The organism is Blastopirellula marina DSM 3645, assembly GCF_000153105.1.
GTDB classification, from domain to species: Bacteria; Planctomycetota; Planctomycetia; order Pirellulales; family Pirellulaceae; genus Blastopirellula; species Blastopirellula marina.
Window position 1 is genome coordinate 7,743 of record NZ_CH672377.1, and the last position, 13,190, is coordinate 20,932.

General features: G+C 58.2%; 10 protein-coding genes. 2 read left to right on the forward strand and 8 right to left on the reverse strand.

All coding sequences use genetic code 11. The features are described 5' to 3' along the window. Positions 1 to 133: 133 nt before the first annotated feature. The 8 genes from DSM3645_RS19145 to DSM3645_RS19180 form a co-directional block, all read right to left on the reverse strand. A complete protein-coding gene (locus tag DSM3645_RS19145) occupies positions 134 to 379 on the reverse strand; it encodes a MoaD/ThiS family protein (protein ID WP_040352811.1) in 246 nt (81 codons plus the stop codon). Then, positions 376 to 3,336: an FAD-binding and (Fe-S)-binding domain-containing protein gene (locus DSM3645_RS19150; protein WP_002653949.1), complete on the reverse strand. Its 2,961-nt coding sequence runs from the start codon at positions 3,334 to 3,336 to the stop codon at positions 376 to 378. The genes DSM3645_RS19145 and DSM3645_RS19150 overlap by 4 nt, the downstream gene beginning before the upstream one ends. Before the next feature lie 18 nt (positions 3,337 to 3,354). Further along, entirely contained in the window at positions 3,355 to 3,825 is a 471-nt protein-coding gene (locus tag DSM3645_RS19155; protein ID WP_002653950.1) for a hypothetical protein, read from the reverse strand. Between the two features lie 50 nt (positions 3,826 to 3,875). Beyond that, the gene (locus DSM3645_RS19160; RefSeq protein WP_131282729.1) at positions 3,876 to 4,622 is read right to left on the reverse strand and encodes a hypothetical protein; all 747 of its coding nucleotides are present in this window, start codon (positions 4,620 to 4,622) and stop codon (positions 3,876 to 3,878) included. Between the two features lie 57 nt (positions 4,623 to 4,679). Beyond that, complete coding sequence (locus DSM3645_RS28645) at positions 4,680 to 5,339, reverse strand: LON peptidase substrate-binding domain-containing protein (RefSeq protein WP_002653952.1); 660 nt, start codon at positions 5,337 to 5,339, stop codon at positions 4,680 to 4,682. 48 nt (positions 5,340 to 5,387) lie between these two features. After that, positions 5,388 to 5,804 (reverse strand): DUF309 domain-containing protein, encoded by a 417-nt coding sequence (locus DSM3645_RS19170; RefSeq protein ID WP_002653953.1) that lies wholly within the window; start codon positions 5,802 to 5,804, stop codon positions 5,388 to 5,390. 19 nt (positions 5,805 to 5,823) lie between these two features. Further along, entirely contained in the window at positions 5,824 to 9,342 is a 3,519-nt protein-coding gene (locus tag DSM3645_RS28650) for a PVC-type heme-binding CxxCH protein (RefSeq protein WP_050769455.1), read from the reverse strand. A gap of 71 nt (positions 9,343 to 9,413) precedes the next feature. After that, entirely contained in the window at positions 9,414 to 10,637 is a 1,224-nt protein-coding gene (locus tag DSM3645_RS19180; RefSeq protein ID WP_002653955.1) for an SHD1 domain-containing protein, read from the reverse strand. Positions 10,638 to 10,903: 266 nt separating this feature from the next. Between DSM3645_RS19180 and DSM3645_RS19185 the strand changes: the two genes are divergently transcribed. Together DSM3645_RS19185 and DSM3645_RS19190 are read left to right on the forward strand one after the other, a co-directional pair. Further along, on the forward strand, positions 10,904 to 11,863 hold the full coding sequence (locus tag DSM3645_RS19185; RefSeq protein WP_002653956.1) for an AAA family ATPase: 960 nt from the start codon (positions 10,904 to 10,906) through the stop codon (positions 11,861 to 11,863). Beyond that, on the forward strand, positions 11,863 to 13,179 hold the full coding sequence (locus DSM3645_RS19190) for a DUF58 domain-containing protein (protein ID WP_002653957.1): 1,317 nt from the start codon (positions 11,863 to 11,865) through the stop codon (positions 13,177 to 13,179). The genes DSM3645_RS19185 and DSM3645_RS19190 overlap by 1 nt, the downstream gene beginning before the upstream one ends. Positions 13,180 to 13,190 lie beyond the last annotated feature (11 nt).

Below are 13,190 nucleotides of genomic sequence, written 5' to 3' on the forward strand. Positions count from 1 at the left end.
CCTCTGGCTAATGTGACGATTTCCGGCTGGTTCTGGCCGTGCTTTCCCGTTCTTCAACTGTTGCCCTGGCCGGAATTCGATTCATCCTCTTCCCCCCACCAAGCGCAGCTTCAATAGACGGAAGCTTCTTCTATTAGCCGCCGCTTACCGGCGGAATGCAAGCGATCTCGTCGTCGGCCGCGACGCGCGTCGCGGCCGTCGCGTACGTCTGATTCACCGCAAAATTCAAAAACTGGGCGTACGGCTCCAGTTGCGGCCACTTGCCGATCAACGCGGCGCGAACTGCGGAGATATCGGCGTCGCTGGAAACTTCCAATTCGACTTTTTCGTCCCCGGCAATGTCACGCACTGCGGCGAATAATTTGACGCAAACTCTCACGAAATCGTCAATTCATGCGGCGCCCGGGCCACCAACTGGTCGAGCCCTGGCCCTAGTCCATACGAGGCGGCCAAAAGTTTGAGGGGATGAACCGTCGACTTGGCGGTCCCCTGCTCCATTTGCATCTTACACGCGCTGCATTCGGACGATCCGATTTGGATCTGCGGATCACGCAGTGAAGAAATCATATCCCAACCGGCTCGCAAGCTGCTGCGAAAGTTCTTTTTCGACAGACCAAACGCTCCCGCCATGCCGGAACACCCTTTTTCAATTAAGCGTAACTGCAAGCCAGGCACCAGCTTTAGCAAGCGTGCACCGGCAGATTCTTCGTACAATGCGCGAATATGGCAAGGAGTATGATAGCCAACCGACACATGGAGCGGACGGAAATCGAGATTCAGCTCACCGCTTTGATGCAGCCCCCAAATATAGTGGCAAGCCTCGGTCGTCCCGGACGCGACCAGATCGGCCTCTTCGCTTCCTAACAGCTGGCGATACTCATGCTTGAGACACATCACCGCCGAAGGTTCGGTCGCGACGATTTCATATCCTTGCCGGACCGCCTCGGCGAGCAAACGCAGATTTTGTTGGGCTAATTTCTTGGCCGGCGGCGTCGCTCCCAGCGCGATCGCCGGCATGCCGGAGACGGTTTGTCCCAAGTGAACGTAGACGGCGACGCCGTTATGCTCAAGGATCGAGACCAACGCTTCGGCCAACTGCGGATCGAACAGGTTGGCGTACATGTCGACAAAGAACAAAACCTTGCGTCCGCTGCGGCGCGTAGGACGGCTTAATCGCCGCCGCTGCGCCAGACGCAAAAAGGATCGCCGTGCGAACAGCGGCAACTTGCGACCTTGAGCGATGCCAAAGATCTTTTCCATCAGCCAGCGTGCGCCCCGATTGCGAATCGCCCAATTGGCGAGCGGTCGGAAAAAGTGCCCCCACGCCGCCCAACGATCAATCCGCGCCAAGACCGAGTCGCTGAACGACAGACCGTTCGTTTCGTAGTATTGCGCTTTGACTTCGGTGACGATCTTCGGAATATCGACCGTCGCCGGGCATTCGATCCGGCATTGATGACAGTTGACGCACAAGTCGACGATCCGCCGAAACGGCTCGGTCGCCATCTCTTCGGGCGCGATATGGCCCGTCATCACGCCGCGCAGCAGATTCGCTTTGGCGCGCGGCGACGCTTCTTCCTTCGGCTCAAACCGAAAGATCGGGCACATCCGCGCATCGGCGCCGCTGGTCCGGCAGCGTGCGCAGCCGTTGCACGCACGTACGGCGGCGCCCATTTCTTCGGTCGTCCAAGCCAAGGTCAGCTCTTCATCTCGAATCCCGCGCCGCACCGGTTGCGCATCGCCGGCTTCGCTTTGAGCGACTGCCGAGAGTGGGCGAATCAAGCTTTCCAACGGCCGTGTCGTCGTGACAATCTTCTTGCCGGGATTCAAGATTCCGACCGGGTCAAACAGCCGCTTGATCTCTTGAAACACCGCGTAAAGCGGACCGAACTGGCGTTCGAGATAAGGAGTGCGGCTCAAACCATCGCCGTTTTGTCCACTGATTGTGCCGCGGATCGCCAGCGCTTCTTCGTACAAGTCCGACGCGACGCGCTCTAACCGGGCGACATCTTCCGGATCGGCCAGATTCAGCAGCGGGCGAATGTGCAGTTGCCCTTGGCCGGCATGCGCGAACAAAGACGCGGTCACATGATGTTTCTTCAACACGTTTTGCGTCGTCGTCAAAAACTCCGGCAGCCGATTCGGCGGAATCGCCAGATCTTCCAAATAGGGTAGCGGCCGCGTCGTTCCCTTCAGGCGATAAAGAATCGGCGCGATGCGACGCGCCAATTCCCAGTAAACGCCCACTTCTTCGGGCGAAGTGGTCACAATCGCATGAAACGCCCAGCGGCGGCGGCGGCGAATCCGATCGACCGCCTGGTTCAAGCGATCCTGCACTTCGGTCGTGGTCTCGCCCGGCATCTCGACCAACAGCATCGCTTCCGCTTCGGTCGGGATCAAATTGAAGTAGCGCCGATCGGTCTCGCGAGCAATCGCCAACACGCGTCGATCCAACAAATCGCAAGCCGATGCGCCGAGCGCCGGAATCTCGATCGCCGCTTTCGCCGCTAAATCGAGCTTCTCAAAAAAGAGCAGCACCAGACCGCGGTGCTTGATTTTGGGAGAGATGCGGAGCTTCGCCTCGGTGATCAGACCGAGCGTTCCTTCCGATCCGACCAGCAACTTAGAGACATCAAGGTTCCCATTTTCCAGCACTCCGCCCAGTTGGTAGCCGGCTCGATTGACGGCGGTCGCCGGAGCATGCTTTTCGATCAGCGCCTTATTGCGCTGCAAGATATCGACCAGGCCGGCGCATATGCGGGAACGTTCGGAATCGCCTTTTAGAGCGTTCTCGAGCGGTTCTTCGCCAAACTCCACCAAATCTCCGTTGGCGAGAATGACCTGTAGGCTTTCAACATGATCACGAGCCGAACCATGCAATAACCAATGGCTGCCGCTCGCGTCGACCGAGATCACGCCGCCCATTGTCGCAATCGCGCGATTCGCGGGATCCGGGCCAAAGATCTTTCCCGATTCGGCAAGCTGGCGATTGAGCTGCGCCAGGATCACGCCTGGCTGTACGCGCACGGTTTGGTCGCCATATTCGACCACGCGCCGCAGCGCATGAGCGAAATCAATGACGATGCCGCTACCGAGCGATTCGCCGGCCAGACCGCTGCCGGCGCCGCGAGCATGGACCGGAATTTGATTTTCGTTGGCGTACCGAACGCATGCGACAACTTCTTGCGCGCGGCGCGGTCGGACCACCGCCAGCGGCTTGATCTCGAAAATGCTGGCGTCGGTCGCGTACATCTGCAACGACAGGTGGTCGCAGAGGACTTCGCAGTCAATCACGCCGCGCAGATCAGCTCGGATTCGTTCCCGTTCCGGATCCATGAATCTCCAAAATACCGCTTAGGCGCTGGGAGGTTGTTTTCCCAGGCGAGCCGCTTGTTGACGGTGACGTTCGTGCGTTTCTAAATCGAACGGATGATGAGAGTCGATGCCCGGAACGTTCCGATATTCTGCGCCGCAGCGATAACATTTCAACTGATTGCCGACGACCAATAACAACAGCATGTCCAACAAGGCCGACCCAAACAAAATGACAAAGGTCAGGATCACTTGGTGGTAATACCAGGTCACGCAGCTCAGGCCGATTCCGACAGCGACGATCAAAACGCCGAGCCATTGCGGAAAGTCTTTCCGCACGTACAACTCGCGGCTCGGACAGACCATGCAGCGCGATAAGCGCTCGTCCTGGATCGCATCTTTCGGTACGCGCGTTTCCGCCTGGCAATGCGGACAGGTCAACTGTTCGCAGTTTTCGTCAACGGCGACGCGCCCAGGGGCTTCGCACTTTGGACAGATGTAATCAATCTTCATCGCAGCCGGATCACCTTCAGCTGGGGCGATTTCGACGTAACCTCTCTATATCATAAGGGATAGGGCAAGCCCCGTGATAGTAGTTGCGACGAGAGTTCCCCCAAGAAGACGCAGATCACGGCTACGTAAAGGATGCCGGTTGCGCTTTGCGTATTCGGGATTTTCAGCGTTTGCCACGTCATGGCCGCCAAAACCCAAACGGCGACAAACCCCCACAGCCAGCGCAAAGCGAGAAAAGTTCCCCCCAAAGCGTCCAGTTGCGGCCACTGACGCACGTCTCCCCATGCGCACAGTAAACACCGCAACAGCGCGGCGACCACCGCCAACAAGACCAGTCGATTGAGCGGCGCCAGTTTCATGCCGGGATTGTTCAGGTACCAATGCCCCAGCAGCATCGCCAACGTCACGCTTCCCAGCAACAATCCGCCGGTGACAAAATCAACCGCGCCGGCCACTTGGTCTGCGCCAGACACCGCCATGCTGCCGGCGACCACGCAAAGGATGGTGAAAATCGCGATCCCCATCTTGCCGGCCAACGCATATTCATACAGCCACAGCACCGCTGCGACATAGCTGGCCGCAGCCGCTGAGATCGCAGCAGCGTAGAAGTAGAAGTGAGAGGTCGCTGCAGTCGGACCGATCGTGGTTCCTGCCGCCGCAGCGCCGGCGGTCAATCCAAGTCCAATCCAAAGGTGGACTCGATAGAACCCGGCGTCGACTTGTCGACTGGAGGTCACCAACATGGCGACTCCCAAACCAAATGCGAGCCGCAAGAGAAATTGAATAAGTACGTCCACGTCCCAGCCCCTAGCGTCAATCGAGCGTTCGCATCGTAAGCGTCCGCTCCGGCAGCGTCAATTGGCGCTTGCCCGCAAGGGAAACGGCGGACGTCCTATCGACTGCGGATCGACGTCCGTTTGCGAAAGCCAACGGATCAGCTGTTCGCCGCGACGAATCGGGTTGGTTTCGGCCAACAATTGTTGTTTCAGTTGCAGCGGCCACGGCAAAGCATAGGCGACGGCGTCGGTCATGACGTCGAGAGACGGGGAGGTTCCGAGCGAGGGTTGCTCGAACATTTGCGAGAATTCGGTCTTGGCAAGCGCCTTCTTCAGCCGAGCGGCGACTTCGCTCGACTCATTGGTTCCACCGGCGCCGGCGCCGAGCAGATCTTGAATCTGCGCCATGCGAAAAGTCGCCGCGGACGGGATCTCATACAAGATCCGCGCACGCTTAACGCCGCGCATCAAAATGTTCGACGTTCCGTCATCATGCGTTTCACAAGCGACAATTTCGCCGACGCAAACGACCTCGTGCAACGCGGGACTCTGATCGTATTGCGGTTGCCAGCCTCGTCGCAACAAGGCCATCGCGATCTGACCGTCATCTTCTTTCGCTTGTTCCAGCAATTCGCGATATCGCGGCTCAAAGATAAATAAAGGCTGCAGCACGCCTGGAAAAAGGACCAGGTTAGGCAAAGGAAAGAGTCGAATTGGATACGAGGTCAACGAAGCCATAAATCCCAGCGTCCCCAAAAACCGAATGAATCGCGAACGAATCCTAGTTTAGTCGGGATTTTCGGAGTTTGGCTCGTCGATTGTGGTGGAATGACGCAAATCAGGAATCTTCTCGACATCGATCACCCCCACAGGGTAGGTTTCGGTGCTTGCGACGATCTCGCGGCAACAGTTCTCCAACTCAGCAAATAGCAGTTCCAAATCGAGCCCCAGGTATTCGGGACGGTATGGGGCCAGATAGTTGCGGCTGGAATGGAATAGCTTGACCGCGCCGCGCGTATTCTCGTTGACAAAATGGTGCAGGCAAACGGCAGTCTGAATCAGTCCTTGGTAGAACGCGCGAACTTCGCCGGTTGAATCGGCCCATAATTCTTCCCAGACGTCATGCGCTTCAAAGTATTCGCAATCGTTGAACAGACGAATCCCCTCGAGATAGCGTGGATCGTACTCGACCGAATCGTTCACGGGATTGGCTTTCTAGAGATTAGGGGGTCGACAGCGTCCCGTGCTCAAGCGAAGAGTCGGTTCGTTGCGAGCTCAAATAGGTCGCCAGGTCGTAAAACTCGCTCTCTTGCAGCGCATCGGCGACGTTGTCCGGCATCAACGACAACCGACTGGAGCGTCGCTCCTCGATCTCGTCAACGGCGATGATTCGCTCTTGGCCGCGCGAATCGACGAGCGTCAGCTTCTCGGTATTCTCATTGCGGACCAGCCCGGTCAGGACTTCGCCGCTGACGAGTCGCAAGATCGACGTGCGAAACGCCTGATCGACGTTGCGATTGGGCAACAGGACATCTTCTAGCACGCGTTCTACTCCGCGATTGCCGATTCCGTCAAGTTGCGGCCCCACCAGCGCCCCTTCTCCAGAAATTTGATGACAAGCGGCGCAATGCTTTTTAAACATCGCCGCTCCCTTCGCAAGATCGCCGGTCGACTGTTGCATGCCGGCGATTCGCTGAGCCAGCAGCGCTTGCCGCGCGGTATCGGCGGTCAGAGAACCAATATCCACTTTTTCGACCAGCGCCTGCAACGTATCGTCGGCATGCAGCCGCAATTTTTCTTGCAGTGACACGTCGGCCAACAGGGCCGCCGGCAGTTTTCCTTCGTCGACCAGTTGCAGCAGTAATTTGGCGCCGACCACGGTCGAGCCCAACTCGTCGGCAAGCTGCTGGCTGCTCGCGAAATCAAAATAAGTCGCCGCTTGACGATAGACCGCCAGCGCATCGGCTGTTTCTGGATTGCAGACGACGCCAACCAGCCGAACGTCGATCGACGCGGGCCAAATTCCAGCGCCAATCCGCTCGGCCAAAGGGCGATAGATCAACGTCGCGCCGCGGGTAGTCAATTGAATCGCCAAGGGCCGTTGCAACTGCGGTTCTTCAATCTTCTGGATCAAGCGCCGGATCACGTTCCCTCCCGCTTTATCGCCCAGCGCAGCGGCGAGTTCCGTAAATGCGGCCAGCGCAACAAAACGCGCCGCAGGCGAAGTCTCCGGCAGTTGCGTGTCCGGCGAATCAAGATCGCCCAGCGCGATCCAGGCATACGATCCGCCGCGATCTTGATCGACCACTTCCAAACGTCCCCGTTGACCGGCGTAGGGCTGCAAATCCCACGTGACGCGGGTCGCTACGTCGGATCGCGGCGCGTCTACTTTCGCGACGACTTCGCCGCTCGCGAGGCGAAGTTGGACATAATTATCTCCCTGGGCAGGTTCGCGGGGAAAACGATTATGACCGGCGACGCGAAACGACAACGTCTCTGGCAATTCAAACGGCGGTCCGCTCAGTCGCCCTGTTTGTTGCTCGCCGCCGGGTAGACTCGAAAGCATCCGCTGCGGCTCGCCTGCTTCGTCCATCCGCGTCTCGAAATCCCAAGGAGGCGCCGTCGCCGCTTGATCTGGCGGGGACGCAAAACTCCAAGCCGATGAGTTTTCGTCGATCTCTGCTTCCAGTCGCTCAAGCAATTGATTGGCGGTTTGGGTCAATCCAACAGGTATCTCGCCGCGAACGGCGGCGCCTTGCGTGATCGGCAACAAGACTTGCAATTGGGTCGATAGATCTTGCGGCAAATCAGCCGTCACGACTTTGATCAAAGTTGCCATCGTCGCCGGCGAAGCATATTGACTCGCGTTTACCAGCGCCTGTCTGGCAAATTCTTGCTCCAGTCGAATGGTCGGCCAGTGAGCCAATAAAAAGTCGGCGCCTTGCGGCGAGCGTGACGCGATCGCGATTTCAGCGAGGAGCAAGATTTCGATGTTTTCCAGTTCGACGCTGGTCAGCGCTGCCGCGACTGCCGGGTCGCGAAAATGTTCTCGCAGCGCGATCCGCGCCGTCATCGCCAGATGACTATCGGCATTTCGGATCCTCTTCCACAGACTTAGCAGGGGGCTGACGCTTTCGAGATGAGGATGTCTCCCCAGCGCATCGGCCGCCGCGCGAGCAACGAACGCATCTGGATCCCTCAAGCCGTCGATCGCCAATTGCCGCTGCGCGTCGGTCCAATCGATCAGCGCGACCTCGCTCAGGATGCGCAGCGCATGGACGCGCACGAGTTGATTGGGATCCTCGGCGAGTCTCTGTAGTTCGGCAAAGTTCAACAGCCCCAGTCTCGCCAAGCACCACGCGGCATGGGCGCGGGTGGTGGAAACGTCCGACTGGACCGCGTCGCGTAGTGCGTCTTGGGCCGCGGCGCCAATTCGATCCACCAATTGATGCGTCGCTAACAGGCGGGTCGTTAGATTGGGATCGGCCATGCTATCGATCAGCGCCGAGACATCGGCAGCGGCTAAATCGGGCGTCGGCTGGTGAGCGCGGTCGGCGCCCTCCCCGGTGTACGTGATTCGCCAAATGCGACCCCGATGTCGATCGCGACCAGGATGTTCGAGCGGGACTTCGTAGTGCCCAATGATTTTGTTGTAAAAGTCGGCGACATACAGTGCGCCATCCGGCCCTAACTGCAAATCGACGGGCCGAAACCAAGGATCGGTCGATTGCACCAAGTCATCGCAGGCGATCGCCTGAATGGTCGAGCCATGATATTCCAGCCGATTCCGATTGATCCGGCTGGTCATCACATTGCCAGAGAAAAAGTTGCCGCGATACTCGGCCGGAAATCGATTGTCGTCATAGCGAATGACGCCGGCGATCGCGGTCGAGCCGTGCAAGTGATCCATCATCGGCGGCACAAACCCCAGGCCATCGTCGGGTCGACCAAAACTGGGATAAAATCCGCCGCGCAGCAGTTGATAGATCGGCTTGCTGTGACAATCGGCCGTGAACAGATTCCCCAAGGGATCGAGCGCCATGCCAAACGGATTGACCTGACCATGGGTAAAATGCTCGACCCGCTGACCATCGAGCCGCATGCGATAGGTATTGCCGGAGGTCATTTCGACCCGATGTCCGTCGGCGCCGGCGACGCTTGTCACGTTGCTAAAACCGTGACAAGCATAGAGCCAACCATCAAATCCGCGGCGGAACGAGTTGTTCATGCCGTGGGTATCGCGATCGTAGCCCATGGGGCCAAACAGCACCGTGCGCTCATCAGCGACGTCATCTCCGTCGACGTCGCGCAAGAGGTAAATGTTGGGGATGCTGTAGACAACGCAGCCGCCGGCAAACGGATAAAGCCCGATCGGAATGTTCAGCCCATCCGCAAAAACGGTCGTCTTGTCGGCGCGGCCATCTCCGTCGGTATCTTCCAAAATCTTGATCGAGTCGCGCCCCGGCTGTCCGATCGGCGCGGGATAGGGGTACTCCAACGTTTCGGTCACCCAAAGTCGGCCGCTGGCGTCAAACGCCATATTCAGCGGCTTGGCGATTTGCGGCTCGGCGGCGAACAGATCGATGCGAAACCCGCTGGGAAGCGTAAACGAGGCTTGCTCGGCGGCAGCAGTCAGCGGGTCGGTCGGTCGCACGTTGCTTTGAAAAGGATCTTCCGCCAACGCATAGGCGGAAAGCACGAGCAACCACACTCCCAGGGCAAGAGCCGGAGGTTTGAGCATTTTGTGGGGGCCAAGAATGCCCGCGCGTCAGCATTGCTGGCGTGACGCGCGGTGGGCGGTGGGAACTTGATCTAGCTCATCGCTCCCCGGATCGCGGCTCCAACAACCGAAATCAAAACAAAGGCGCCGATGCGCAGCGACCAGCAAAAGTAACAAGCGCTTGGCTTTTTGACGGTATCAAACTGCGTGTGGCAAGTTTGGCACTCCCACACCATATCACCACCCAGCGGACTACCGCTCATCGGCGGTTTTCTGCCCGACGGACTGGTGGGCCAACGACTCGGCGGTGACGGCGGGCGCACTGTCGGCGGCGGGGGAGTCACTTTCGGCGGCGCTGGCGAGCTCCTGGTCGATCCGCGCGACGGCGATTGATTCGCCCACGGATCATAAGCCGGCGTATGGGAAGCGATCTTTTCTGGTTCGCGCGATACCGGCTGAGCGGCGGGAACGCTCGACTTCGCAAACTTCTCCTCAAATTCGCGAGCCAAACGGTCTCGTTCGGCCTCGAAATTGTTTTTCGGCGGAGTAGGCGCCGAGTTCATCCCGCTAGGTCCCATCCTACCAGGTCCCATCCCACTGGGCCCCGTACCGCCTGATTCAGATCCAGCGGGCCAATTGTTGCGGGGAAATGGGGAAGCAGCGATCGCGCTGCTGTCGTCGGGTCGGGAATGGATAATGATTGGGGGAAGCTGATCTTCATCGCCGAGGATTTCCATCTGAGCGTGGAGAAACTTCTGATCCATGGCGCTCAGTTTATAGAAGTCGACGCTTTGCGCTTTGTTTCCTTGCAGCAGAATCACATTCCCTTCAAAGATCCGCACAAACTTCGCTTTGATCTGATTGCCTTGATCATCGGTCCACTTGCGCGTGCCCATCAGTTCGCGACGCGCTTCGGCTTCGGAAGCCCCCTTTTCGCCTGGTAGCAGCTCTTGCTTGTTGTCTTGCATCCCGTCGGATTCTGGCGCCGAAGAATCCGCGCTAAAAGGGTTGGCTTCAAAAGAGTCAGGCTTGATCGGGTCTGCGGCGAAGGGGTTCCCCTCCGTTTTCCCAGACTCGTCGCGCAACTTCTCGATCCGGCGTTGGTCCGCTTCGCTAAATTTAGAGAAAGCGACCGTAATCGTTTTGCCGTTGTCCGTGCGGCGCAACGTGACGTCCCCGTCGGCGTCATACTTGACGAACTCGGCGTCAACCGAGCGTCCTTCAGAATCGATCCAGATACGTGCGTGAGCCTGGCTATATACACTCGATAAAATCAATGTCGCGAGACAAATTGCGAACTTGATACGGCCTGACATTGTAGGCTTGCCCCTGCAATTTTTAGATGAAAAGGAATGGATTGCCCCTCCTCCCTCTCCAGCGGTAGGAAAATTCTAATCCTTTCATCGACTGGGCGTCAAGAATAATCGATTTCGAGTTGTCAATTCTCGCCAAGAATTATTCAGACGCGTTTCAAAATTAAGGCCGAGATTTAACGCGTTATACAGGCGTCGATTTCTTTTTCCGGGCATAATAGAAACTTCTCCTCCGTCTTTAATTTGCCTGCGAACCTTCTTCTTTGAATATGCCGATGGACGTCGCGACGATCGCTAAGAAAATTATCGCCAATTCGGAACGGGTCATCATGGGAAAGCGACAGCAGATCGTCTTCTCGCTGGTCGCTTGGTTCGCCGAAGGGCATGTCCTGATGGAAGACGTGCCTGGCGTCGCCAAAACGATGCTCGCGCGGACTTTGGCCAAAAGCGTTGGTTGCAGTTTGAAGCGGGTTCAATGCACGCCAGACTTGCTGCCGACCGATGTGACCGGCGCTTCGATCTTCAACCAGAAGACGAACGAGTTTCAGTTTCGCCCTGGTCCGATCTTCGCCAACATCGTGTTGGCGGACGAAATCAATCGGACCACTCCGCGCACCCAGGCCGCGTTGCTAGAAGCGATGGCCGAGTCGCGCGTGACGGTCGATGGAACGACGCATACGCTCGCGCCTCCCTTTCTGGTGATCGCGACGCAAAACCCGATTGACCATGAAGGAACGTTTCCGCTGCCCGAGGCGCAGCTCGATCGTTTTCTGATGAAGTTCAGTCTTGGTTATCCCAACATGGAAGACGAACTGAAAATGTTAGCAGCGCTGGAGAGCGGCAATCCGTTAGACGCGATCGGCCCCGTCGTCTCGGCCGAAGAGTTGGTCGCTTGTCAAAAAGCGGTCCGCACGATTCATATCGACGAGAAAGTGCGCCGCTATATTTTAGAAATCGTCCATCAATCGCGCCAGCATGAGCACCTGGCGCTGGGCGGCAGTCCGCGTGCTTCGATCGCACTGTTCCGCGCCTCGCAAGCGCTAGCGGCGATCTTGGGGCGCAAATTTGTTTCGCCGGACGACGTGAAACGAATTCTAGCGCCGGTGATGACGCACCGGATGATCTTGCGTCCCGAAAGCCGCTTGCGAAAAGTCTCGGCCGCCGACGTGCTGGAGGAAATTGTCAGCGCCGTGCCGGCGCCGGTCCTGGATGTGGAGGCCCGAGTTTAGTGCGCTGGTTTGTCGGCGCCATCACGATTCTCGTCATCTCCTCCCTGTTTGGGTTGAGTTTGCTCGTCTACTCCATGTACGCGCTGCTGGCGATCATGGTCGCTAGCCGCATGCTGACGCGCTACTGGGCCCACCATTTGTCGGTCAGCCGCACAATTAACCGGCTGGAAGTCGACGAAGGCGAGTCGATCGCGGTCAACGTGACGGTCACCAATTCAGGCGCGTTGCCGGTTCCGTGGCTATTGATCGAAGACGTCTTGCCGCATCGCGCGACGATGCATCGCCCCCCTGCCCTGGAAACCAGCGGCGATCGGATCACGCTCGCGTCGCTTGCACCCCGCAAATCAAAGTCGTTTTACTATCAACTGCGCTGCCATCGCCGCGGTTATTTTCCGATTGGCCCGGCGATGCTGGAGACCGGCGACTTGTTCGGGCTCTATCGTCTGTTTCGCGTTTTGGCGCCGCCCGATTATCTGCTGGTCCTTCCCAAGGTCATTCCGCTGGACGGGTTTGATATCGCGTCGCGGCGACCGATGGGCGAAATCAAAATGTCCCATCGACTGTTTGAAGATCCGACGCGCATCGCCGGCGTTCGCGCCTATCAAGCCGGCGATCCGATCAATCGCGTCAACTGGGCCGCAACCGCACGAACCGGCGTCTTGCACAGCAAGGTCTACGAACCTTCAAGCATCGCCGGTGCGACGATCTTGCTTGATTTTCATCAGGAGAGCTTCGTCGCCAAGAATGAGCCGATTCGCTCGGAGATGGCGATCACGTTGGCCGTCGCGATCGCCGGCGCCGTCCAAGAGACGGGCCAGCAAATCGGCCTGGTCACCAACGCGCGAGACGCCGCCGAGCGGATGAAACGCGAAACCAACCAAGCGCAAGAAGTCAAAAGTCGAGCCGACGCGCGCAGCGCCGCCGTCGCCGAGCAAGACAATGACCACCTAAAACCGCAGGTCGTCTCTACGCGGCGCGGCGGCGAGCAGCTGTCGCTGATCCGCAAGTTGCTGGCCCGCGCCGAACGAACCGATGGTCTGACGCTGCCAGAACTGATTGCCGAGTCGGTCAGCCGCATACCGCGCGACGCCACCGTGATCGCTATTTTGACCGAGACGACCGACGAGACGGCGCTGGCGCTGGGCAACCTGCGCCGCGCTGGCTTTACCGTCACCGCGATTGTGAACATTTTTGACGAATACGAATTCGCCCAAGCCGCCGGCAAGCTGCTCTCTGAGGGAATTCGTTGTCGCCAGTTGTACAATCTGGAAAACATCAGCTCCATTTGCCAAGAACAGGCGTTCTCGTGGTTCTAACACGACGGCAG